The sequence below is a fragment of the Exiguobacterium sp. H66 genome (assembly GCF_018618705.1).
Taxonomy (GTDB): domain Bacteria; phylum Bacillota; class Bacilli; order Exiguobacteriales; family Exiguobacteriaceae; genus Exiguobacterium_A; species Exiguobacterium_A oxidotolerans.
Window position 1 is genome coordinate 48,847 of record NZ_JACSMQ010000002.1, and the last position, 24,667, is coordinate 73,513.

Consider the following 24,667-nt stretch of genomic DNA (forward strand, 5'->3'; position numbering starts at 1 on the left):
GTTCTATGATGCACAATTGCAAATCATTATACCGCTCCCCTCTCATAAAAGAAAGAGACGGTTTGTTTACAGACCGAACTTCTGCTAAAGTGGAACAAGCAGAAAACTATTCAATGAGGTGACAGCATGTACGATGTAATCGTAATCGGAGGCGGACCGAGCGGCTTGATGGCAACGCTCGCCTCTTTACAAGCAGGCGCGAAAACACTCCTGCTCGATAAAGGAAATAAATTAGGAAGAAAGCTTGCGATTTCCGGTGGTGGGCGTTGTAACGTCACGAATCGTAAACCGCTCGACGAACTCGTCCAGTCAATCCCAGGAAACGGGCGTTTTTTATACAGCGCCTTTTCACAATTCAGTAACGAGTCGATCATCGACCTGTTCGAAGGGTTTGGTGTGGCGTTAAAAGAAGAAGATAACGGGCGGATGTTCCCTGTCTCGGATAAGGCAGCCGACGTCGTCCGTGTCTTGATTGATCAAATCCGAGCGCACGGTGCCGAGATTCAAACGAATGCAGAAGTCGCGTCGCTCGAGTTTCACACAGACGGTTCATTTGCAGCCGTTCTCATGCAAGACGGCACACGCCTTGAGGCGAACAGTTGTGTCGTTGCAGTCGGTGGACAATCCGTGCCCCATACGGGTTCGACCGGTGACGGGTACCCATGGGCTGAAAAAGCCGGTCATACGATTACCGAACTTTTCCCGACCGAAGTCCCGATTTTACTGAACGATGCCTTTATTCAAGCGAAATCGCTTCAAGGGCTCTCGCTCCGCGACGTCGCTTTGACGGTTCACGGAAAAAAAGATAAAGCCATTAAAACACACACGGGTGATTTGCTCTTTACGCATTTCGGGCTGAGTGGTCCGATCGCACTACGTTGCAGCCAATATACAATCAAGGAACGCAAACGCTCCGGCGAACGAATCGTTCATTTATCGATCGACTTATTCCCAGAAGAATCAATCGGAGCATTGACGGAACGTTTTCAGGCTGCGCTTGCAGCCAATCCGAAAAAAACCGTCCGAAACGCCTTAAAGGGATTCGTACCGGAACGTTTGCTTGAATTACTCTTCACACAAATCGGTTTTGGTGACGAAGTTTGTACGCAAGTGAAGAAACAAGATTTCACGCAACTGCTGACAACATTAAAACGTTTCCCACTTCATGCGACCGGGACACTTGATTTTGATAAAGCCTTCGTCACGGGCGGAGGGGTCTCAATCAAAGAAATCCATCCAAAAACGATGATGTCGAAAAAAGCAGACGGTCTATTCTTTGCCGGAGAAATTTTAGACATTCATGGTTATACCGGCGGCTACAACATTACAGCTGCTTTTGTAACAGGACACTGTGCCGGAACGAATGCTGCTCTACTCAATCAAACGACGTAATTAAAAAAAGGTGTTCGTTCGTGATTTTTTTCACGAACGAACACCTTTTTAATTTTTTTGATCAATCGATCGGGGTAAACGAACGGCTCGAAAATTTATCTGTTTCGACCAAAGCAAACAGTTCATTGTCTTGAACAAAGATTCCTTCTGCCCCGTATACTTTCGGACTTGCAGATTCTCCCGTGATCGTCTTATCCTTCGCATCAATCGAATAAAGATACAAGGAATCGGAGTCCAACGTATAGATGCGCCCTTGTCGTTCTGCGAGTCCAATCGGACGGAAATTTTCTTCAAATGCTTTTTTTGCATCTGCCCGCATACCATCTGCAGCATCGATTCGATCTCGCGTAACAACCGTCAAATACGGAGGTTTCTGCTTTTTCTTGAGTTTCTTTTTCTCTTTTGCTGTCGCATCAGGATCAATTTTAATTTCATCTTGCTTCGTTTTAAAATACGTCAATTCGATGCGCCCTAACGACCGGATGTTATTGATCGTGTAAAATTCTTTTTCTTCAGCATCGTACCCAAGCCCATGAAAATTATCTCGAATGGTCGTGCCTTTGATTTTTTCACGCGTTTCTTCCGACCATGCACCGTCTTTTCGCGTAATCGTCACAAGAATTTGATTTGATGTCAGTAATGCGACCGTTTCACCATCAACGAGTGCCATTCCGTCAAGCCCTGCGAGTAACAGTTTGCCATCATTCTTCAATTGGAAGGAAGCATTGATTCGCTCGCCCGTCCCACTGACTTCAAAGAAATGATAATCTTCCGTCACAACAAGATAGGAACCAATCGAATCATCATATAACATCTGTTGAACATCCTTGATTAATGGTTCTTCCGGATTCGGAATCGAAGAAGGAAGGCTTGGCGGCACTTGTTTGACAGCTGCTTGGTGTTTTGATTGCGTCTCGATTTTTGTGAAGGTCTCTTGAATTTGCGCTAACGTCTCTGGTTTTGAGAAGACGAGTAGAATACAAAGGATCAGACCGGAGACGACGGCAAAAATCGTTGTATAGACTATATAGGATCGTTTCATTTACACAAATCGCCTTTCTCTCTCGGTTTCTGATTCAGTGTAGCAGAAGGCGCACTAAAAAAAAAGCGGACGCGAGACTGAATTCAAAAACAATCCCCTTCCTCCATGACTACATGGGCAAGGGGATTCGTATTAGTTTGCTACGATATTGATGAGTTTTTTCGGTACGACGATGACTTTACGAACCGTCTTGTCGCCAATCCACTCTTTTGTTTTTTCATCTGCAAACGCGAGTGCTTCGATTTCTTCTTTTGTTGCGTCGATACTGATTGTCAATTTTGAACGGACTTTTCCGTTGACTTGAATGACGAACTCCATCGTATCACTGACGAGTTTCGTTTCATCATATGTCGGCCACACCGCATACGTTAATGTCTCTTCAAACCCGAGTTGTTCCCATAACTCTTCCCCGAGGTGAGGTGCGACGGGTGTCAACAACTGAATGAATCCACGAAGGAAGTGACGTGGCAACACTTGCTGTTTGTTCGCTTCGTTGACGAAGACCATCAACTGCGAAATCCCTGTGTTGAATTGAATGTTCGAGAAGTCTTCCGTCACTTTCTTGACGGTCTGGTGATAGACACGTTCAAAGTCGGCGTCAACCGTCTCGACATCTTGAATGTCTGCAGTCCGTTCGAACAAACGCCAGACGCGGTCAAGGAAGCGACGTGCACCGTCGAGCCCATTTTCCGACCAGGACACAGAAGCATCGAGTGGTCCCATGAACATTTCGTACAGACGAAGCGTATCTGCTCCGTGTGATTTGACAATTTCATCCGGATTGATGACGTTCCCCCGTGATTTCGACATCTTTTCGTTGTTTTCGCCAAGAATCATCCCTTGGTTATACAGCTTTTGGAATGGCTCTTTTGTCGGAACAACGCCGATATCGTATAACACTTTGTGCCAGAAACGTGCGTACAGTAAGTGAAGGACCGCATGTTCTGCCCCACCGATATAAATATCGACCGGAAGCCAGTATTTTAATTTCTCCGGATCCGCGAGCGCCTCTTCATTATGCGGATCGATGAAACGAAGGTAGTACCAGCAGCTACCGCCCCATTGTGGCATCGTGTTCGTTTCGCGGCGTCCTTTCATCCCTGTCACAGGATCCGTATAGTCGAGCCACTCTTCTGCAAGAGCAAGCGGCGACTCTCCTGTTCCCGACGGTTTGATTTCAGGAATCATCGGAAGTTCAAGTGGCAACTCTTCTTTATCCAGCGTCTTCATCGTTCCGTCTTCCATATGGACGACTGGAATCGGCTCGCCCCAATAGCGTTGACGGCTAAAGAGCCAGTCACGCAGACGATACGTAATTTTCTTCCGTCCGACTTGGTTCGTTTCGAGTTCCGCGATGATGGTTTCGATTGCATCCGCCTTCGAGAGACCGTCGAGCATCTGAGAATTGACGTGTTCCCCTTCTCCCGTATACGCCGCTTCTTGAACATCTCCACCCGTTACGACTTCGATGATTGGAAGATCAAATTGTTTTGCAAACTCATGATCGCGTTCGTCATGTGCCGGAACGGCCATGATGGCACCTGTTCCATACGTCGCAAGAACATAGTCGGCAATCCAGATCGGAAGACGTTCGCCAGAAATCGGGTTGACGGCGAACGCACCCGTGAAGACACCCGTCTTCTCTTTTGCAAGATCCGTTCGTTCGAGATCCGATTTCGTTTGAACAGACGCGATATAACGTTCGACCGCTGCCTGATGTTCTGCTGTCATGATATCTGCGACGAATGGATGCTCCGGTGCTAAGACGAGGTACGTTGCGCCGAAGACTGTATCCGGACGTGTCGTGAAGACCGTGACTTGTTTTTTGTGGCCGTCAATCGTAAAGTCGATTTCCGCACCTTCCGATTTACCAATCCAGTTCCGTTGCATTTCTTTCACCGACTCCGGCCAATCGAGTTCATCTAAATCGTCGAGTAGACGGTCCGCGTATTCCGTAATCTTAAGGACCCACTGGCGCATCGGGACACGGACGACGGGATGATTTCCACGTTCAGACAATCCATCGATGACTTCTTCATTCGCAAGGACCGTTCCAAGTGCCGGGCACCAGTTGACTGCCACTTCGTCGACGAACGCAAGTCCTTTTTCGTAAAGTTGTGTAAAGATCCACTGTGTCCATTTGTAGTATTTCGGATCCGTTGTATTGATTTCACGGTCCCAATCATACGAAAAACCGAGGTCTTTCAACTGACGTTTGAACGTTTCAATATTTTGTGCCGTGAACTCACGCGGGTCATTCCCCGTATCGAGTGCATACTGTTCTGCCGGGAGTCCGAACGCATCCCATCCCATTGGGTGGAGGACGTTATACCCTTGCATCCGTTTCATGCGGGCGAGGATATCCGTTGCCGTGTATCCTTCCGGGTGTCCGACATGCAGTCCTGCTCCCGATGGATAAGGAAACATGTCGAGGGCATAAAAGCCTTCCTTACTTGGGTCTTCCGTCGTTACGAACGCGTTATCCTGTTCCCAGCGCGCTTGCCATTTTGGTTCAATCTCACGATGATTATACGACATCTATTCTTCCTCCTCTGATTAAAAAAAACCGGTCCTCCGCCCCTAAGAATAGGGACGAAAGACCGGTTTGGCTTCCGCGGTACCACCCACGTTGTCTGTCAATGACAGACCGCTTGACTCACAGATAACGGTGTGAAGGACCGGATTCGCTACTCGTTGTTCACGAATCATGCTCCCTGACGAGTTCATGGACAGTTCCGACTGGTTTGCACCACCCACCAGTTCTCTAAACGGAATGTCTCCACTACTACTTCAGTTCGTTGCATCTGACTATCTATTAGTTAGTTTAATCTGAATCTTAATCAACCGTCAACGTTTCCGTAAAATTTCTCCAATCGCAGCATGTGTCGAAGCCTGATGATCCGCGTGATGTAACATCTGCCCCGGCATCCGGTCGTCGAGTAACGCGATGACTTCCATCCCAGCTTTTTTCGCCCCCATCATGCCGTTCGCCGCATCCTCAATGACGATACATGACTCTGGGGCGAGACCCATCCGTTTTGCTGTCAGCTCGAAGATAGCAGGGTCCGGTTTAGAGCGCGGGACTTCAAAACCGCTCGTGTAGGCGTCGACTGTCAACCCATAAAATGCGATGACGCGTTCAATTTTTTCAAGCGAACTCGATGATGCAATTGCAATCCCGTAGCCTTCGTTTCGAGCGATACTCATCAACTCATGAACCCCTTCCTTTAATCCACAGTCTTCTGGCTTGGCGTGTTGTTGAAATAAGTCATGTTCCTGTGCAAGTAACGCATCCGTTTGATGCGGTAAGCGATGTTGTTCAATTAATTCCTGCCACATCTCGTCGCCCGTCTTACCCATGAAGGTCGCATATTGAACTAAATCAAGTGGAATCCCGAGTTGATGAAACATTTTTTTATGTACCCCAAAGTAGCGAATTTCACTATCTAAAATGACGCCATCCATATCGAAGATTAAACCCCTCGTTTGCATCCCATTCACTCCTTTTTTTGATTTTAACAAAAAAACGACAGTGATGGACTGTCGTTTTTATCATTTCGAAATCAGTGTTGGTTGCGAACGATATCCCGGAAAATAATGTTCCAACTCTCCGTCTCCATAGAGCTGGCACAGTTGTTCATATTGAGCAGGCAGTAGAACATTTTTTCCTAAATGATATTCAAATAAACGATAGCCCGTATAGCGACACTTACTCTCGAACAGGCTATCACGCTCTTTATACCCACCACCTAAATGCTGTTCGACCAACCCGGCATCTTTCGCACATAAAATAGCCTCGAATTCTAACCGTTGATTTGGATAGACCTTATGTTCATCCCGCTTACAGCCAATCAAATGACCATGTGCAAATTCTCGACCAAGTAAAACGAAGTAACCTCCGATGATTTCCTCGTTAAGTTCTGCAATCAAGAGGAGCGGCGTACAGAGGTTCGTCGGCTCAAATAACTGTTCGAAGTAATCTCGAGAAAAGTAGTAATGGCTCGAAGCGTCCTTTCGGTCCATCGTCTGATAATACAATTGAATGAACGATTGTAAATCTTCGTGTGTCCCTCGCCGGACAACTAAATCAGAAGCCAGTGATTTCCGAATCATACTCCGCGTCTTCTTATGAAATGTCTGTGTAATTTCTTCTACGGATGGTCGTAGGTCGATACTCGTGGTATGTCGAATAAATTCTTTTTGTGTCCAGTGGTGTGCATACCGCTGATTTTCAGTCAACGGATTGTATCGGATCAACTCTGTGACAATCTTTTTCTGCAACGCCCAGTCATAAAAGGAAGTTCGAGCCTCTGCCCACTCTTTTTCAGTCAAATCACCCACCACTTCAGGGCCGCCATATCCGTATGGAGTAATCAAATCCCAATACTCCGTTTCAAAAATAGCTCGTTTTAAGAAAGGATAAAACAGTTTCCCGGCCTCTCCTTGAAAATAAATCAACCCGGGATGTTCCCCTTCTCGTGCATTTAACATAACGTATTCATAACTGTAAAAGATGTCTAGCGGCTGATTGCGAATAAGTGCTGTCCAAGTCGCCTGATCGTCGATGAAAACGCACTTTGCCATTCTGGTACACCTCCTGTTAAAAAACAGACCATAAAAATAAAATTAAATTTCTTTAATTTGGTTAATTAATTAAATTTTACCTCTTTAAGTCATTACCCTGTTTGGTTTCTTTTTATTCCGTCCAGCAAAAAAAAGACCAACTATTTCTTTTTCGAAACAGTTGGTCTAAGATATCTTAATTGATTTTAGGAATTGCTCGAACAAATACGATACCTGCAAGTAAAATCAATCCGATTAGCGTCAAGAAGACCGCATTCATCCCAGATAAATCGTAAATCAATCCACCGACCGTCGGACTAATCATCCGTCCGGCGGAAGCCGCAATGTTGACGTAGCCTTGGAATTCACCTTCTTTACCGATCGGTGCAAGTCGTGCCGCCATCGCAGGGACAGCTGGCCAAATGAACATCTCTCCAATCGTTAAAATGACCATCGCAACAAGAAACATTTCAAACCCTTCAGCAAACGGTACGATGAGATAGGATAATAAGAAAATGCCCGTTCCCGTCAATAATTGACGTTTTAGATCATCTCCGAACCATCTTAAAATCGGCGTCAAGAGCGGTTGTGCGAAGACGATTAATGCTCCATTGATTGTCCATAAAATTGAGTACTCGGAAATCGTCACACCAAGTGATTTCGTGTGGACGGCAAACGTTCCTTGCCATTGTACGTAAACGAACCAAAGCAACGCATATCCGACTGAAACGTAGAGCATCGTCCGAACCGATTCCTTCGATAACGGCTCACGGACTTCTTCCGTCGTAAACTCTTTTTGTCGTTTAACCTGCGGCGCCTGAATCCAGTTCAATCCTATGAACAGAACAATCGCAAACACTACATAGAGCAATAAGTTCGCGATGAAAATAAATTGAATATCAATCGCAGCAATTTGACCACTGACTGCCGTACCAAGCGCAACTCCAACGTTTTGTGCTACATAGATTGCATTGAAGGCACGTCGTCCGCCTTTTGGCCAAATCAGACCGGTTAATGCGTAAATCGTCGGGAACACCATCCCCCCGACGAAACCGATCAATCCAAGCATCGTCACATAACCAATGAATGTCTGATGGAACAACAGCAGACCAATCGAAGCAATCACGAGTCCGATGACACTGATGATGAGCGTCCGCTTCCCACCTAAACGATCAAACGCTTTTCCACCCATGTAATTTCCGACGATTGCGAGCGCCGAGTTGACGAACAAGGCCATTCCTGCCTTGGTCATGGATTCGCCTAAGTATTCATGAATGTATAATGTATTAAACGGCCATAAAAAAGAGGCTCCTGTCGTGTTAATCGCCATCGCCAACACGAGAATCCAGACCGCACGAGGTAATTTCGGCATAATAGGTGTCCTCCAATATAGTTCTCACCTTTGCCACTTTACGAAATTGTTCTGTGCTCTGTCAAGAAACTTCATTTTGAATGAATTATCGGAATAATGGTATAATCAGGAACAAAAGAATACGTGATGAACGAACAAAGAACAATCTTATTTGAACAGGAGCCTAAACCCATGTCACTAGCCCGCGTCTTACCTTATGCCAAAGAACTCTTAGAATCTGTCATCCACGAAGGAGACTGTGTCGTCGATATGACTGCCGGAAATGGTCACGATACCTTGTTTCTTGCGGAGCAAGTCGGACCAGACGGTCGTGTCATCGCCTTCGATGTACAAGAACAAGCGATTGAAGAAACGAAACGTCGTCTAGAAACCGCTCACGTCAAAGAGTGGGTCGATCTCTACCACGAAAGTCATATTCATGTTGGCGCACGCCTCGTTAATGAAGCCCGTCCGATTCGAGCGGGCGTTTTCAACCTTGGTTATTTACCAGGAAGTGACAAGTCCGTCACGACGACCGGTGAAGATACGTTAGAAGCGCTAGGTGCTTTGTTACCTGTCCTCGTACCCGGCGGTTTAATCGTCCTCGTCATCTATCATGGACATGTAGAAGGAAGACGTGAACGGGATGCTGTTCTCGATTATGTCGAAAGTCTTTCGCAGCAAGACTACGCCGTCTTACAGTATCGTTTTCTCAATCAACAAAACAATCCACCTTTCATCATCGCCATCGAAAAAAAATTAAAAAAGCAAACACTCGATTAATAGCAAAAGACGCTGTCAGCACGACAGCGTCTTTTTTGTCATTCCTCAACCATCTTCAAAAAAAGCAATAATTTTTCAGCGAACCGCGTATTGAGACGTTCAAAGCTGAAATGCGGAAATCCATGGAGCCGTTGAAGATAGATTTGATCGCCACCCATTTTCCGGCAAATCTCTAACGTATATTTTACGTCCGCGAATTGATCGTCCGGTGCATAAAAACAAGCGAGGTTGACTCGCGGTAGTTTCTTCCGCTCTTCATCATGTAAGACGATTTCTTCTTCAATCTCCCGGTACTGTGCATATGTCAACTCACCGAGACGTGCCGTATCCTCACTATTTTGACCAAACGGCAACATCCCGAGTGGCGCATCCGGTCGAAAACGATCGAATGCACTTGCAAATACTTGTTTGACGCCACCGAGTTGTTTTGAATTATGCCAATCAAATAACGGCGAAATATACGACAAACTCGCAATCGGCAATTCATATTCCTGCAGTAGCCGGTTGACGACGAGTGCGCCCATGCTGCAGGCGATGATATGAATCGGTAACTTTCGTTTTCCGGCTTCTCGTAAAGCATCCTTCAGCAGTTGTTGATGTTCCTCAAGCGATATCCGGCGCGGTGCGTCTACACGTAACACTTCATAATCCTTTTCAAGGACTCGAATTAATGCATCGCTCGGCGTCGCTCGCAGTTGAAGGGGATAGACGAGTACGATAATCCCTGTTGCTTGATCTTCCACAAACTCACCTCTTCATACAAGTATCTCTGTATTATAACGTTTACATCTTGATGTCAAAAACCATCTTAAGTCGGATTTTCATTCATATATACGTTTTAAGCGTGTCACAGGTTCCACTTGACCGAAAATTTCTTCAGTCGTTTCACTTTCTTCTCTAAAACCGAAAGAGACTAGAAACTGGCGCGCTTTATAGTTTCGTGATTCAACGTAGACTTCAATCGGGGAAGCACCTTGGTGTTCAAGTTCACGAATCAACTTTCGTCCAATCCCATTTTGTTGATATTTCGGTAGTACATACAAGCGAACGATTTCCCACGTGCCGTCAACATCGATCGCATGGATGAAACCGACGATTTCTTCCTCGATAATGGCGACATTGAAATATTCTCCCCGCGCTTCCTCCGCCGTCCGAATTGCTCGAACGACTTTTTCTTGCGGATACGCCTCTTGTACGAAATGGGCTTTCGAGCTTTCCGAATAAATCTCTTCGTACGTATCCATCCAAGAGGTAATGGCAATATCATGAATGCGTGCCGCATCAGTAGGAATTGCTTCGCGTATCTCCATATCGGACTCCCCCTTTTTTCCGTTTACCGGTACATGTTCTTTTACCCTTTTCTAGAAAAATCATTCGTTTCCCTGCAAAGTTCGAGACAAACAAAAAAAGTTCAGAAACAAACTCATGCGAGTCTGCTTCTGAACTGAAAATTAAGCGAATCGTTTCGCTTGTTCTTCAAGAATTGCTGCTTTATCTGTTTGCTCCCATGGTAATTCGATATCTGTACGACCGAAATGACCATAAGCTGCTGTCTGACGATAAATCGGACGGCGGAGATCAAGCATGTTGATGATCCCTGCTGGGCGAAGATCGAAGTTTTCAGCAACGAGTTCGACGAGTTGTGCTTCTGGAAGTTTACCTGTTCCAAACGTATCAACTGCAATCGATACTGGGTGCGCGACACCAATCGCGTACGCAAGTTGAACTTCTGCTTTATCTGCAAGACCAGCAGCTACGAGGTTTTTCGCGACGTAACGTGCTGCATATGCTGCAGAACGGTCAACTTTTGTTGGATCTTTACCAGAGAATGCGCCGCCGCCATGACGTGCATATCCACCATACGTATCAACGATGATTTTACGTCCAGTTAATCCTGCATCACCTTGTGGTCCACCGATTACGAAGCGGCCTGTCGGGTTAATGAAGAACTTTGTTTCCGCATCGATGTATTCTGATGGAATCACAGGTGCGATGACATGCTCTTTCAGGTCTGCTTGGATTTGCTCAAGCGTCACTTCTTCTGCATGTTGTGTTGAGATGACGATTGTATCGACACGAACCGGTTCGTTATTCTCATTGTATTCTACAGTTACTTGCGTCTTACCATCCGGACGGAGGTAGTCAAGTTGTCCAGTTTTACGGACTTCTGCGAGACGACGAGCAAGTTTGTGTGAAAGTGAAATCGGAAGTGGCATCAATTCAGGCGTTTCTTTCGTTGCATAACCGAACATGAGACCTTGGTCCCCTGCACCGATTGCATCGATTTCTTCATCTGACATGCTACCTTCGCGTGCTTCAAGCGCTTGGTCAACACCGAGAGCGATATCTGCTGATTGCTCATCGATTGAAGTCAATACAGCACAAGTGTCTGCATCGAAACCATATTTAGCGCGTGTATAGCCAATCTCACGAATTGTTTCGCGAACGACTTTCGGGATATCGACATAAGTCGATGTCGTGATTTCACCTGCGACGAGGACAAGTCCTGTCGTGACAGATGTTTCAGCAGCGACACGAGCATTCGGATCGGCTGCGAGGATTGCATCTAAGATAGAATCCGAGATTTGGTCACAGATTTTATCCGGGTGACCTTCAGTAACTGACTCCGACGTAAATAGCCGGCGATTAAGGTTTGTCATGTTTGACCCTCCCAAAAAAGAATTTGACGGTGTACTCATTTCCCCTAGTTGAGTGGGACGGTAAAATGAAAAAAACCTCTCCATGTCCAAAAAATGGTCAGGGAAAGGTTGTGCGTTCTTCCTTTACCCTCTTATCGTTCGAAGTGTTTACTTCGCTTCAGGAGAGCACCTTTTCCTTCATTAATAGAATTCTTAATGTAGGACGGTTGCCGGGTTTCTTCGGGCCTTGTTCCCTCCACCTGCTCAGAATAAGAGTATCCGTTACGAATTACATGATATAAAGTTGTGACCACTCTGTCAAGCTACGTTTTAATTTCTAGTCGAAACTTTCCCGAAGAGATGTTAAACTGTTAATGCTGAAAGCGTTTCCAGAAAAATAGAAATCAGCGCTAAAAAAGGATTGCTCATCCTTTAGTATGTCATATATAATAAATGTGTCATACTAAATGCCAGAGCTAAACCAACGTAGGGGAAAGGTGGGGTCAGGATGCCGATGACGGTCCTGAATATCGAAGAGCTACTCAAGAAGGAGCATGTGTTCAAACAACTATCTGTTGCTGAGCTAGTCGAACATGCAATTCGTAACGAAGAAGGGGTTCTTGCTGAAAATGGCGCTCTGTCTGTAGAAACGGGGAAATTTACAGGTCGTTCACCTAAAGACAAGTTCATTGTTCGCGATCAGTCATGCGAGTCACATATCGATTGGGGCCATGTCAATCAACCGATGGAAGCAGACAACTTCGAGCAACTTTTACAAAAAGTTCTTCGCTACATGAATGAAGCAGATCAGCTCTACTACACAGAAGCTGCTGCTGGTGCAGACACTCATTTTACCCTTCCGGTTCGGATCGTGACACAATATGCTTGGCATAATTTGTTTGCAAAACAACTATTTTTGCGTGAATATCCGACAGAAGCTGCTTTTGAGCCTTTCACGGTTATTTATGCGCCTCACTTCAAAGCAGATCCGAAAGTCGATGGAACGAATTCCGAAACGTTCATCGCCATGTCATTCGAACATCGGATTGTCTTAATCGGTGGAACGGAATATGCGGGCGAAATCAAAAAATCGATTTTCTCTGTCATGAACTACCTTTTACCTCAACGAGACGTCTTATCGATGCATTGCTCGGCTAACGTCGGTCATGAGGGTGACGTCGCTTTATTCTTCGGATTATCCGGTACTGGTAAGACCACACTGTCTGCTGACGACAGTCGTCAATTGATTGGTGACGATGAGCACGGGTGGTCCAACGACGGCGTCTTCAATATCGAAGGTGGCTGTTACGCAAAAACGGTCAACCTATCGCGCGAAAAAGAACCACAAATCTTTGATGCGATTCGTTTTGGCACTGTCCTCGAAAACGTCGTCCTCGATGATGCACGAATTCCTGACTATGATGATACGTCGAAAACGGAAAACACACGGGCCGCTTATCCGATTACAGCGATTGATAATATTGCAGTACCATCACGCGCCGGACATCCGAAAACGATTGTCTTTTTAACAGCTGATGCTTACGGCGTCCTGCCGCCAATCAGTAAGTTGACGAAGGAGCAAGCGATGTATCACTTCTTATCCGGGTATACATCGAAGTTAGCCGGGACAGAGCGTGGCGTAACAGAACCGGAAGCGACATTCTCGACATGCTTCGGTTCGCCTTTCTTACCGCTCATTCCTGAAAAATATGCAACGATGCTCGGTGAGCTCATCGACCGGCACGGTGTCACGGTCTACCTCGTCAATACAGGCTGGACGGGTGGCGCATATGGGACGGGAAGTCGGATGAAGCTTTCCTATACACGGACGATGGTCAATGCAGCTGTCAACGGCACGCTCGCTGATATCCCGACGGAAGAGCATCCGATTTTCGGGCTACACATGCCGCTCGAAGTCCCTGGTGTCCCAAGCGACTTGCTCAATCCTGTCAAAGTTTGGTCGGATGCTGATGCGTATGAACAACAAGCACGGGCTTTGGCAACTAAATTCAAACAAAATTTCACACGGTTCGACAGTGCAACTACTGAAATCAAATCAGCAGGGCCACGTGTTTAATTAAATTAAGATAATTAAAAGGCACCAGACACTGTATGTTCAGTGAGCTGGTGCCTTTTAACGTCCATCAGACGATTGAATCTTCTTCATCCGGTTGCAGATGAAGTTCTTTTTTAGTCAACCAATCTTGACTCTCTTTTAATAGTGCATAGGCACGCTGTTTTGAAATACCAAAACGATGGGTTAGTTTTTCAAACTGTTCAAATTCACCACGGTCGGCACTAATCGCGAGCAATAAACAATCACGAAACGGGTGATCTTTTCCTTGTAACACGATTTTCAACGTCGACTCGATTGGTAATTGATCAATGATTTCATCAATATCGACTGACAGTAATGCATCGATATGCGAGAGTAAGCCAATCATGTAGGCACTTTCCGGACGTAACGTCTTTGTTTCAAGTGCAAATAACTCGCATAGCTTGGCACAATGCAGTGAAGAACGTAACAACTCGTCTGACCACTTGTACGGACTCGCAAGTCGCATCTCTCGTAAAACGATTAACGAAATCCAACTTTTAAGTTGTGAAAACCCGAGCAGTGAAATCGCTTGACGAACGGATTCGACGGTATTTCGAAGACCAATCCCGGGAGAATTGATAAGCTGAAGGACTTGCACACTAATGTATGGATTTCCTTCGATTTCATCAACGACTTGATCATAATACTCATCTGATTCGAGCCACTTCAACATCTTTAACAATACAGGCAATTGTGGCGGAACAGCCTTCCCTTTCATCAGCATCGGTTTTGCATAAAAGTAGCCTTGGAACCAGTCATACCCCATGCTCAAGCTACGCAGATGATCTTCATGCGTTTCGACACGCTCTGCCAACAAACGGATATGCGGATAGTTTCGTTTAACGATATGTAAAATCGCACTTTGTTCACGTGGGTTGATTGCTTCGATATCAATTTTTATTAAATCAATTAAATCAAACAACTCTGGACCATGATTTCGTAATAAATCCGTCACGAAATCATCCAAGGCCAATTGAAATCCAGCCTCTTTCCATTTTTTCAAAACCGACAGCATATGCGAATCGATGACGACGGTCTCAAGCACTTCGATGACAAATCGTTCCGGATCTAAGTGATCAATCAGCTCACCTTGCAATAAATCACCGGTGAAATTGATGAATAAACGTTTTCCTTCTGCCACTCGATCGACACCTAAATGGACGAGCGTATTCGTCAACACGTCCATCGTCGCTAACTCACCATCAAAAATAGCAGGAGCTTCAACTGAACGATATAATAATTCAAACGCATCGATGGCACCGGATCGATTCACGATTGGTTGTCGTGCCAACAAGATTTCCATCCCGTTCTCCCCTTTTGTCTTCCACCCTATAGTTCACTTCATATTTTTTAGTATACCAAATATTGTTTTCTGTTTAAAAAATGCTTTTTTAAAACATATCAATGTTACTGATTTTTTAAAAAAAGTCACCCCGGCTGTTCGAGGTGACTACATCCTATGTTATCAGTGCATCATCCAATCGATGATTTCCTTCGTCACAGCAAATTTTTCATGCAACGGAAACTGATGGGCCTGCTCGTAAATACGAAGCCGCGTCTGACTCGGGTAGCGTGCAGCATAATTCGTTGCATGACGTAAGCGAACCTTTTGATCATATCGCCCGTGAATCAGCAAGACTTGCCCTTGTGGGGCCGCGTAGAGTGGCGAACGTACTTGATACGCATGTTGTTGCGTCTCTGGCAATCCACCCGTGAAACGGCGTAACATCTTTTGCATCGTTCTCTGTTCTTCATATGTCCAGACGAGATTCGTCACCCCTGCCCATGAGACCGTGCGCGCGACCGGGCGATGATGTGCCAACAACAAGGCCATCTGTCCACCACGAGAGAAGCCAAACACCGAGACGCGTTCCACGTGACGGGTTAACCAATCATATGCCCCTGTTGCATCACGAATATCATGATGACCAAAATCTTCCTTCCCTGTGCCCCCTAAGTTCCCTCGGTAAAAAGGGGCCATGACTAAAAATCCGGCTTGAGCAAACTGCATCAGTCGCGTCGGTCGAACCATTCCGATATTACGTGTCCCGCCACGTAAATACAGCATCCCTTGCCCATTCGGACGTGTCGGTAAAACGACATAGGCACCGACCCGTTCGTGATCAGATGTTTCATAGTAAATACGAAACGTCCGGAAGGGGCCTTGCTTCGGTAATTCAAACCAATCGGCGTTCGGCGAGTACACGAAGTGTCTCCGGAAGGACACGGTCCTTCATCATAAAGCTGTATTTTCGATTCGCGTCAAGACGCTGCGGGAGGTCGTCCAACAAAAAGGCTCCGTCTGTCTCATCGACAGCGAGATGCGGAACGAGTGATTCGATTTCGGCGAAGTAGATATTCTTAATGATTGTATCGCCTCGTCCTTCGACACGATATTGACCAATGTAGGCGAGGCTTGCGATGCTACCGCCTGTCTCCTCCATCACTTCACGACGTGCCGCTTCTTCCGCTGTTTCACCCGGTTCGACTTTTCCCCCAGGAAACTCGTACCCGCGCTGCTTATGATGCGTCAATAGCCATTTCCCCTCGTACACGGCAATGACCCAGACATGGAGAGGTTTTGTCGAGAATGGATGATCATCGAAACTCAACTCAACTTGATTTTGATAGTAATCTAAAAATCTAATCACGTACGTGCACCTCATTTCTTCTTCTACCTTCACTTTACCTGTTTCGAAAGCATTCTAAAAGTGAAAGTGCGTAGGAATCGAGGAGAATGACAAAAAAAGGCATCCCCTGTCATCCAGGAGATGCCTTTTTAACTTATTTCAAGCGTGCTTCGAGCTCTGCTTTTTCTGCTTCAAAACCAGGTTTTCCGAGAAGTGCGAACATATTTTTCTTATATGCCTCAACACCCGGTTGGTCGAATGGGTTAACTCCAAGAAGATAACCGCTCATCGCGCAAGCTTTTTCGAAGAAATAGAACAAGAATCCGAGATGGTACGGCGTCATCTCTGGTAATTCGACGGTTAAGTTCGGAACTTGACCATCTGTATGAGCAAGTAACGTCCCTTCTGCCGCTTTATCGTTGACGAATTGGATTGATTTCCCTTCGAGGAAGTTCAAGCCGTCAAGATCTTGTGCATCTTTTTCAATCGTCAATTCATGACGCGCTTGCCCGACTTTGATGACCGTCTCAAACAAATCACGACGCCCCTCTTGCACGTATTGACCCATCGAGTGTAAATCCGTCGAGAAATCGACCGCTGCCGGGAAGATTCCTTTGAAGTCTTTTCCTTCTGATTCTCCGTACAACTGTTTCCACCATTCTGATACATAATGTAACGCCGGTTCGTAGTTGACGAGAAGCTCAATCGTTTTTCCTTTGGCATATAATGCATTTCGGACGACCGCATATTGATATGCTTCGTTCTCGGCAAGATTTTCGTTCGCGAATTTCTCTTGTGCATCACGCGCGCCAGCCATCAATTCCTCGATGGAAATACCGGCAGCAGCGATTGGCAAAAGACCGACCGGTGTCAAGACCGAGAAACGTCCCCCGACATCATCCGGAATGACGAACGTCTGGTATCCTTCAGAGTCAGCCAGCGTTTTTAACGCGCCACGTGCTTTATCCGTCGTTGCGTAAATCCGGTTTTTTGCTTCTGCTTGTCCATATTTCTCTTCCATGAACGATTTCAGCAAACGGAATGAAATCGCCGGCTCTGTCGTCGTCCCTGATTTAGAGATGATGTTGACAGAAACATCTTTTCCTTCGAGTACTTCAAACAAATCATGCAGATACGTCGATGAAATGTTATGACCCGCGTAAATGATTTGTGGTGCCTTCCGCTCCTCTTTTGATAGCAGGTTATGGAAAGAATGACCTAACATCTCGATTGCGGCACGCGCTCCGAGGTAAGATCCACCGATTCCGACGACGAGCAATACATCTGAATCTGATTTGATTTTTTCAGCTGATTCTTGAATACGGGCAAATTCAGCTTTGTCATAGTTGGTCGGTAAGTCGACCCATCCGAGGAAGTCACTGCCGGCACCTGTGCCGTTGTGAATCGCTCCATGTAATGTCTTGACCGTGTCTGCCATGTAATCTACTTCATGTTGTCCTACGAATTGTAATGCTTTCGAATAATCAAAACGTACCGTTGTCATTCCATCGTCCTCCTTATTCATTCGCAAACAAATGCGACCTTCCCTCTCATTAAAACGCAAGAAGGAAGGTCGTTCAAGTCTTTTGTGAAAAGATTAGCAAATGTTAGAGCAACTTATAACGCTGCTGTTACGATTTCACGAACATCTTCACTGCCAAGTGATTTGAAGTTACCGAAGTCACCGCGTGTCATGGCTGATTTCACGATCGAGTCGATTGTATCTTCTTCGATGTCGTAATCCGCGAGACGGTTTGGTGCACCGAGTGATGTCCAGAATGCACTGATGGCATCGATCGTTGCATGGGCTGCTTCGATTTCTGATTTACCTGTTGTATCAACGTTAAAGACATTTTCACCGAGTGTCACGAAACGGTGTGCGTTTGACTCGTCTAACACGTGGCGCATCCAGTTCGGGAAGAGGATTGCAAGACCACCTGCGTGTGGGATGTCATGAACAGCAGAGACGGCATGCTCGATATTGTGTGATGCCCAGTCACCGCGTGCTCCCATTTGGAGAACGCCGTTTAGTGCCATTGTCCCTGCGAAGAGGATCGTTCCACGAAGCTCAACGTTCTCGAGGTCGTTGACGAGTTTTGGTGCTGCTTCGACGACAGCCTGCATCACGCCTTCTGTCATTCGTTCTTGGACAGGTGCATGGGCTGTATGGAAGTACTGCTCAAGACAGTGACTCATCATGTCGACGATTCCGTAAATCGTTTGGTCTTTTGGAACACTGACCGTGTATTTCGGATCAAGGACGGAGAACGTCGGGAATGTAAGCGGGCTGCCCCAACCGTATTTCTCTTGCGTTTTCCAGTTCGTGATGACAGAACCTGAGTTCATTTCTGAACCGGTTGCAGCAAGTGTCAAGACTGTTCCGAATGGAATGACTGTTTCTGGCGTCGCTTTACCGATGACGAGATCCCATGCCGGACCTTCGTACGGAATACCTGCTGCGATCAATTTTGTACAGTCGATGACAGAACCGCCGCCAAGTGCGAGTAATGCATCAACGCCTGCTTCACGCGCAATCTTAATGCCGCGCTCTGCTGTTTCGATACGCGGGTTTGGCTCAACGCCGTCACATTCGACATATTCGATTCCTGCTTCGTTCAGTTCGCGTGTAACGTCGTCATATACGCCGTTGCGTTTAATACTTCCGCCACCGAAGACGAGCATGACTTTCTTAGCATTTAACGTTTTGAGTTCTTCTTTGATTTGGCTGACTTGACCGTCACCAAAAATTAATTTCGTTGGATTGCGATATTGAAAGTTTTCCATTGTGTGTTGCCCCCTTGATAAGTAATGAACACCTTACATTATCCACACATTCCCCTTTCGCATCTATTTTAATGCTTATAACGCAAAAAAACGAAAAAAAAGAGAACCGACCGATGTCGATTCTCTTAAACATTCTTATTTTTGGAAGTTTGATTTTTCAATCCATTCTTCCAATTTGCCTTTTAACACGTTGAAGCCAGGAGCTTCTTCTTGTTTGAAAGCAGGACCTGCATCGCGGCGTCCAGCGTTTTTGCGTGGGCCTTTAGCGCGTGCTTCGCGTTTTGGAGCTTCCTGAGTTGCTTTGATCGAAAGCTTCATTTTTTTGTTAGCTTCGTCGATGTCGAGAACTTTAACAGTTACTTCATCGCCAACTTTTACGTAATCGTTGATGTCTTTTACGTAATCGTGTGAGATTTCTGAGATGTGGACGAGACCTTGTGTTTGCTCGTCAAGTGCTACGAAAGCACCGAAGTTTTGAATACCAGTTACTTTACCAGTAACGACTTGGTCTTTTTCAAAGTTTGCCATAGTTTATACACTCCCTAACTAAATTCATCAACTTATAATAACATACTTTTTACGGATGGTAAAAAATATTTTTTAAATTGTTTATTTTTTATTTTCCGAGGGAACATTTTAGTAGCAAGACTTCAAGTATTCCCCCTGATTCTGCCGGACTTTTCGAGTCCGGCCCTTTTTTTGTTTCTTCTTACTCCTCAACGCAAAAAGAACCGGTTCGGTCTGCTCGCTTTCCGCGGACAAGACATCATGCCGCTTCAGATGCGTTGCATCTTCCAGGGTCATGATTGTCTTGTTTTCCCGCAGGAGCCGAACATGACCTCACCTGTCCTAGCGTAAAGGAAAACGAATCGTGAAGCAATCAAAATTTAAAGATTCATTCACTGCTTACAAATCGTCAAATCCGTTCGCATCCGTCACTTTTGCATACGAACGTGATTTTTGTTCGAAGAAATCGGATTTCGTCGCATTCATCGAGTCATCCGAATACGCACGAATCCACGGCATGACGTCCTCGTCATGTCCTTCATAGAGATCGGAGAGACCAATGACACGAAGGCGCTTGTTCGCGAGATATTTGACGTAATCACGCATTTCACTGACATCGAGTCCATCTAAGTCACGCAGGACATACTCACTCCACTCGATTTCGAGATCGACGGCACGCTCGAATGTCGCATACACGAACTTCGTGAATGAACCATCGGCATCGATTTCCGGGTGTTCCGTCAAGACGGCACGCAACAATTGACTGATGAAGTACGAGTGTTGCAGTTCGTCCCGCTGGATGTAACTGATCATCGTCGACGTTCCGACCATTTTTTGATGACGCGCTAAGTTATAGAAGAAGGCAAAACCAGAATAGAAGTTGATTCCTTCAAGAACGATTGATGCGACGAGCGACTTCGCAAAGTTTTCCGGTGTCCGGTCGTTTTGGAAATCTTCATATAAATCAAGAATAAAGGCATTCCGCTTCATGACCATATCGTCATCTTTTGCGATATCGAAAATCCGGTTTTGTTCCGAAAGTGGAACGAGACTCGATAAGACATAGCTGTACGACTGGTTATGGACGACTTCCTGTTGCGCGATGATCGCAAGAATTGCATGAATCGATGCGTCTGATGTGAACATCGCCGACTCTAGGATGTAACGCGTTTGGACCGAGTCTAAGATTGATAGCAGACCGATGATCCGTTCAAACGCATCTTGTTCTCGCTCACTCAACTGGTTCCACTGTTGCATGTCTTTTGACATCGAAATCTCATCCGGAATCCAAAAGTTCGACAAAAGCTGTTTATAGATTGAATAAAACTGCGGATAGGCGATATCGTTCCAGTTGACGATTGAACTCGTCTCCCCACCGATAATCGCTGTCGCACGATTCGGATGGCGGGCATCAAGCAGTTTGATCTTTTGTAACTGTTCCATGTTGTTCGACTCCTTCTTGCTGTAATTGCAGGATCGTTCGTTTCGTCCATTCTTTGACGGTATGCGGACGATTCCGTGGTGACTGTTCGATTTTTAACAGTTCACCGGCGAGCGGCACACCAAATTTCGCGAGATGGTAGGCCATTTCATCAACGGCGCGGCAGTACTTGACGAACATCTTATCGCCCGTACCGAAGACGGCAGCTTGCGGAATTTTGTGCGGACTTTCCTTTAAGACAAGCTTCAGGCAGTCACGCATTTCATCCGGTAATTGACCGTCGCCCCATGTGTAAGAACCAAAATAGACGATATCATAAGGCGCTAATTGATATGTCGTCACATCATCAGCGAACATCATCGTGGGTTCGACGTGCATGTCGGAACAGGCTTTCGCAATCAGTTCCGCAACCTCCTCTGTGTTACCGCTCATTGACGCATATACGATTGCTGCCTTCATGATATCGTCTCCTTTCTTATGACGAACACGACTCACATTCATCGATTTCGACGGTTGTCGAACGTGTGTAATAAATCGTCTTCATCCCGAGTTGCCATGCTTCCATGTGCATCTCAAGTAATTCAGTTGCTTTGACATTGTTTTTGACATAGAGATTAAAACTGATCGCTTGGTCGATATGACGTTGGCGTGATGCATTTTGACGAATGCTCCACAGTTGATCAATCTCAAACGCTGATTTATAGAACCAGTTCGTATCCGGCGTCAAATCCGGAACCGTCACAGGAATCTTGTAGTTTTTCTTTTCTTCTGCGTAGACTTTTTTATAGATTGGATCAATCGATGCCGTACTACCGGCGATGATCGCTGTCGACGAGTTCGGTGCGACTGCCATCAGGTAGGCATTTCGCATACCATGCTCTGTGATATCTGCTTGGAGACGATCCCAGTTCAGCTCGGCAGTTGATTTATAGTGACGACGTTTGATGTATTCACCTGTTTGCCATTCTGATCCTTCGAATAAACGGTATACCCCTTTTTCTTTCGCAAGTTGCATCGATGCATCAATCGTCAAATAAGCGATTTTTTCGTAAAGACGATCCGCATACTGGACGGCTTCAACCGATTCCCAGCGAATCCCTTCGAGTGCAAGCAGATGGTGCCAACCGAACGTCCCGAGACCGACGGCACGGTATTTTTGGTTCGTAATTTGTGCTTGCGGGACGTCAATCGTATTCAAATCGATGACGTTGTCGAGCATCCGCATCTGAATCGGAATCAACCGTTCGAGGACATCCGAACGAACGGCGCGCGCGAGGGCGATCGAAGATAAATTACAGACGACGAAATCGCCCGGTGTTTTCGTAATGATGATTTTTCCATCTTCCGTGTATTCTTCCGTCACGGTCGTCGGGCTCATGTTTTGCATGATTTCCGAGCAAAGATTTGACGAATAGATCATGCCGGCATGCTTGTTCGGATTGGCACGGTTTACCGCGTCACGGAAGAACATGTACGGTGTTCCGGTCTCGAGTTGCGAACGCATGTAACGTTTGACGAGATCAATTGCCGAAACTTTCGTCCGGCTGAGACGCGGTTCGTTGACACAGGCTTCATACTTTTCAGTGAAGCTGCCCCCTTGTTCCGTCTCATCGAAATGATCTTCAAGACTAAAGCCCATCACGGTCCGGATTTCGTGTGGATCGAATAAATACCAATCGCCACGCGCTTCAACCGTACGCATGAAGTGGTCCGGTAAACTCACGCCCGTAAAGAGATCATGTGTCCGCAATCGCTCGTCCCCGTTGTTGAGTTTCGCATCGAGGAACTCGAGGATATCTTTATGCCAAATGTCGAGATAAACCGCAATTGAACCTTGACGCATACCGAGCTGATCGACACTGACTGCCGTGTTGTTCAACTGTTTCATCCAGGGAATGACACCACTCGAAACACCTTTGAATCCTTTAATGTCTGATCCGCGCGAACGAATTTTACCCATGTAGACGCCGATTCCGCCGCCGCCTTTTGAGAGTGTCGCAACGTCCGTATTCGAGTCGTAAATCCCCCGGAGTGAATCATCTACCGTATCGATGAAACAAGACGATAACTGTCCGTATGATTTCCCGGCATTCGAAAGCGTTGGCGTCGCAACCGTCATGTAGAGGTTCGACAAAGCCCAGTACGATTCTTTGACGAGCTCGACCCGGCGTTCTTTCGGTTCTGTCTGCATCAACGTCATCGCGATAATCATGAAGCGTTCTTGTGGTAGTTCATATAATTTTTTCACGTGATCCCGGGCAAGATAACGATCCGCTAACGTCCGGAGACCAATGTATGTGAAGAGTTGGTCGCGTGAAGGATCGATTGTCGCAGCGAGTTCTTCGATTTCATCCTTCGTGTAGGCTGAAAGTAAATGTGGTGTGAAAATACCGATTTCAGTGAGCTTTTCAATCAACGTGTAAAGCGATCCATAACGTTCATCTGCTACATATCCACGATTTTCACTTGCCTCGAGATAAAGACGATTTAAGTACGTTGCCGTCGCGACGAACGTCCAGTTCGGTTCCTCTGCTTTTAACATGTCGAGCGCATGCATCGTCAACAATTCATACACTTGATCGGCCTGGAGGGTTTTCCCTTCGAGCGCCCGAATCGCGCGTTCTGTATAACGTTCGATGTCGAGTTCTGGATAAGACGCCGTCACTTGTCGAATCACGAATTCTACGTCCTCTATCGTCATTGCACCCTTATAGATGCGTGCTGTATTCAGTGGAGATGCCACTATGAACCACTCCTTTTGTGCATTATTTATATAAATTTTATTAGAATCCAAAAATGAAATAGTTGATAAAACAACATTATGTATAACATAATTACCACTTCTATCATAAAAAATAGAATTCGTCTCAATCGGTTATAGTGTTATAAACACTATAACCGATTGAGACGAATCCCAAACTATATATTGACCATTTAGGGACCCATATAACTCTAACAATACAATATGTAGATTAACCGCACATTTTATTTAATACAATCCTTGACTTTAATAGAACACTAATAGGATGAATAATCAAATTTATCGACTCGCAATTTAAAGGCATTTGAGACATTTAAAAACTATTATGAGATAAAGCATCAAGCTTTTTTCAAGTTCATTTGATCCTTTCTTATTTTTGTTTTTTTTATGTTCTTTATTTTGTATTAATATTTAATTGAATTAAAGGAGGATGGCATGAAAAAATCTTTAGAACAACTCTTGTATAAATACGATCCATTTGATTTAGGGGAAGGAAATTATCCAACGGAAATGTCTGCTATACTAGTGCTATTAACGATTCACGATCAAGTAAGCCCACTTGCACAAGCAATTGGTGAAATATTTGAAGAATCGTTTGGGGAACAACCTGATCAGCAGGAACTAACAACACTCGCAACGAATTTACTTTTGTGCGAAGATTCGTGTGAACTTTGAA

21 protein-coding genes, 1 riboswitch and 1 other annotated feature are annotated in these 24,667 nt (G+C 45.6%); of the genes, 4 read left to right on the forward strand and 17 right to left on the reverse strand.

All coding sequences use genetic code 11. The features are described 5' to 3' along the window. The first annotated feature begins 126 nt into the window (after positions 1 to 126). Positions 127 to 1,392 (forward strand): BaiN/RdsA family NAD(P)/FAD-dependent oxidoreductase, encoded by a 1,266-nt coding sequence (locus KNP88_RS03585; RefSeq protein WP_214892315.1) that lies wholly within the window; start codon positions 127 to 129, stop codon positions 1,390 to 1,392. Positions 1,393 to 1,453: 61 nt separating this feature from the next. Here KNP88_RS03585 and KNP88_RS03590 read toward each other — a convergent pair whose 3' ends face one another. From KNP88_RS03590 to KNP88_RS03610, 5 genes are all read right to left on the reverse strand, one after another. Continuing rightward, the gene (locus KNP88_RS03590) at positions 1,454 to 2,434 is read right to left on the reverse strand and encodes a hypothetical protein (protein WP_214892317.1); all 981 of its coding nucleotides are present in this window, start codon (positions 2,432 to 2,434) and stop codon (positions 1,454 to 1,456) included. Between the two features lie 132 nt (positions 2,435 to 2,566). Next, a complete protein-coding gene (leuS, locus tag KNP88_RS03595) occupies positions 2,567 to 4,972 on the reverse strand; it encodes a leucine--tRNA ligase (RefSeq protein ID WP_214892319.1) in 2,406 nt (801 codons plus the stop codon). 47 nt (positions 4,973 to 5,019) lie between these two features. After that, positions 5,020 to 5,242: a binding site (T-box leader), on the reverse strand. 39 nt (positions 5,243 to 5,281) lie between these two features. Further along, positions 5,282 to 5,926: an HAD family hydrolase gene (locus KNP88_RS03600; RefSeq protein WP_214892321.1), complete on the reverse strand. Its 645-nt coding sequence runs from the start codon at positions 5,924 to 5,926 to the stop codon at positions 5,282 to 5,284. Positions 5,927 to 5,986: 60 nt separating this feature from the next. Further along, entirely contained in the window at positions 5,987 to 7,018 is a 1,032-nt protein-coding gene (locus KNP88_RS03605) for a peptidoglycan bridge formation glycyltransferase FemA/FemB family protein (protein ID WP_214892323.1), read from the reverse strand. Between the two features lie 175 nt (positions 7,019 to 7,193). After that, positions 7,194 to 8,369 (reverse strand): MDR family MFS transporter, encoded by a 1,176-nt coding sequence (locus KNP88_RS03610; protein ID WP_214804331.1) that lies wholly within the window; start codon positions 8,367 to 8,369, stop codon positions 7,194 to 7,196. Between the two features lie 171 nt (positions 8,370 to 8,540). Between KNP88_RS03610 and mnmM the strand changes: the two genes are divergently transcribed. After that, positions 8,541 to 9,131, forward strand: a complete 591-nt coding sequence (gene mnmM, locus KNP88_RS03615; RefSeq protein ID WP_088837659.1) for a tRNA 5-(aminomethyl)-2-thiouridylate-methyltransferase MnmM — start codon at positions 8,541 to 8,543, stop codon at positions 9,129 to 9,131. Positions 9,132 to 9,169: 38 nt separating this feature from the next. Here the strand turns inward: mnmM and KNP88_RS03620 are convergent, their stop codons facing one another. The 3 genes from KNP88_RS03620 to metK form a co-directional block, all read right to left on the reverse strand. After that, positions 9,170 to 9,874 (reverse strand): alpha/beta fold hydrolase, encoded by a 705-nt coding sequence (locus tag KNP88_RS03620; protein WP_088837660.1) that lies wholly within the window; start codon positions 9,872 to 9,874, stop codon positions 9,170 to 9,172. 78 nt (positions 9,875 to 9,952) lie between these two features. Next, on the reverse strand, positions 9,953 to 10,441 hold the full coding sequence (locus KNP88_RS03625) for a GNAT family N-acetyltransferase (protein WP_214892325.1): 489 nt from the start codon (positions 10,439 to 10,441) through the stop codon (positions 9,953 to 9,955). Between the two features lie 141 nt (positions 10,442 to 10,582). Then, positions 10,583 to 11,791, reverse strand: a complete 1,209-nt coding sequence (gene metK, locus KNP88_RS03630) for a methionine adenosyltransferase (RefSeq protein WP_159173461.1) — start codon at positions 11,789 to 11,791, stop codon at positions 10,583 to 10,585. A gap of 128 nt (positions 11,792 to 11,919) precedes the next feature. Beyond that, a riboswitch (SAM riboswitch) is annotated at positions 11,920 to 12,046 on the reverse strand. A gap of 232 nt (positions 12,047 to 12,278) precedes the next feature. Between metK and pckA the strand changes: the two genes are divergently transcribed. Then, on the forward strand, positions 12,279 to 13,847 hold the full coding sequence (pckA, locus tag KNP88_RS03635) for a phosphoenolpyruvate carboxykinase (ATP) (RefSeq protein ID WP_159173460.1): 1,569 nt from the start codon (positions 12,279 to 12,281) through the stop codon (positions 13,845 to 13,847). Positions 13,848 to 13,914: 67 nt separating this feature from the next. On the opposite strand, the gene KNP88_RS03640 is transcribed toward pckA, so the two are convergent. The 9 genes from KNP88_RS03640 to KNP88_RS03680 all read right to left on the reverse strand — a co-directional run bounded on the left by KNP88_RS03640 (position 13,915) and on the right by KNP88_RS03680 (position 23,931). After that, a complete protein-coding gene (locus tag KNP88_RS03640) occupies positions 13,915 to 15,171 on the reverse strand; it encodes an EAL and HDOD domain-containing protein (RefSeq protein ID WP_088837664.1) in 1,257 nt (418 codons plus the stop codon). Positions 15,172 to 15,333: 162 nt separating this feature from the next. Further along, the gene (locus KNP88_RS03645) at positions 15,334 to 16,074 is read right to left on the reverse strand and encodes an alpha/beta hydrolase family protein (RefSeq protein WP_353048769.1); all 741 of its coding nucleotides are present in this window, start codon (positions 16,072 to 16,074) and stop codon (positions 15,334 to 15,336) included. Continuing rightward, positions 16,046 to 16,519, reverse strand: a complete 474-nt coding sequence (gene ytkD / locus KNP88_RS03650; protein ID WP_029331221.1) for an RNA deprotection pyrophosphohydrolase — start codon at positions 16,517 to 16,519, stop codon at positions 16,046 to 16,048. The genes KNP88_RS03645 and ytkD overlap by 29 nt, the downstream gene beginning before the upstream one ends. Positions 16,520 to 16,652: 133 nt before the next feature. After that, positions 16,653 to 18,002, reverse strand: a complete 1,350-nt coding sequence (locus tag KNP88_RS03655; protein WP_214892327.1) for a glucose-6-phosphate isomerase — start codon at positions 18,000 to 18,002, stop codon at positions 16,653 to 16,655. Positions 18,003 to 18,115: 113 nt separating this feature from the next. Further along, on the reverse strand, positions 18,116 to 19,282 hold the full coding sequence (locus KNP88_RS03660; RefSeq protein ID WP_214892328.1) for an iron-containing alcohol dehydrogenase: 1,167 nt from the start codon (positions 19,280 to 19,282) through the stop codon (positions 18,116 to 18,118). A 135-nt stretch (positions 19,283 to 19,417) separates the two neighbouring features. Continuing rightward, positions 19,418 to 19,810 carry a S1 domain-containing post-transcriptional regulator GSP13 gene (gene yugI, locus KNP88_RS03665; RefSeq protein WP_012371159.1) on the reverse strand — a complete coding sequence of 131 codons (393 nt, stop codon included), beginning with the start codon at positions 19,808 to 19,810 and terminating at the stop codon, positions 19,418 to 19,420. Positions 19,811 to 20,188: 378 nt separating this feature from the next. Next, positions 20,189 to 21,232, reverse strand: a complete 1,044-nt coding sequence (locus KNP88_RS03670) for a ribonucleotide-diphosphate reductase subunit beta (RefSeq protein WP_029331224.1) — start codon at positions 21,230 to 21,232, stop codon at positions 20,189 to 20,191. Next, on the reverse strand, positions 21,201 to 21,689 hold the full coding sequence (locus KNP88_RS03675) for a flavodoxin domain-containing protein (protein WP_029331225.1): 489 nt from the start codon (positions 21,687 to 21,689) through the stop codon (positions 21,201 to 21,203). Before KNP88_RS03675 ends, KNP88_RS03670 begins: the two co-directional genes overlap by 32 nt. A 16-nt stretch (positions 21,690 to 21,705) precedes the next feature. After that, positions 21,706 to 23,931, reverse strand: coding sequence for a ribonucleoside-diphosphate reductase subunit alpha (locus tag KNP88_RS03680; protein ID WP_251137141.1), 2,226 nt, complete (start codon positions 23,929 to 23,931; stop codon positions 21,706 to 21,708). Between the two features lie 495 nt (positions 23,932 to 24,426). Between KNP88_RS03680 and KNP88_RS03685 the strand changes: the two genes are divergently transcribed. Beyond that, on the forward strand, positions 24,427 to 24,666 hold the full coding sequence (locus tag KNP88_RS03685; RefSeq protein WP_088837668.1) for a DUF1871 family protein: 240 nt from the start codon (positions 24,427 to 24,429) through the stop codon (positions 24,664 to 24,666). Position 24,667: the final 1 nt, after the last annotated feature.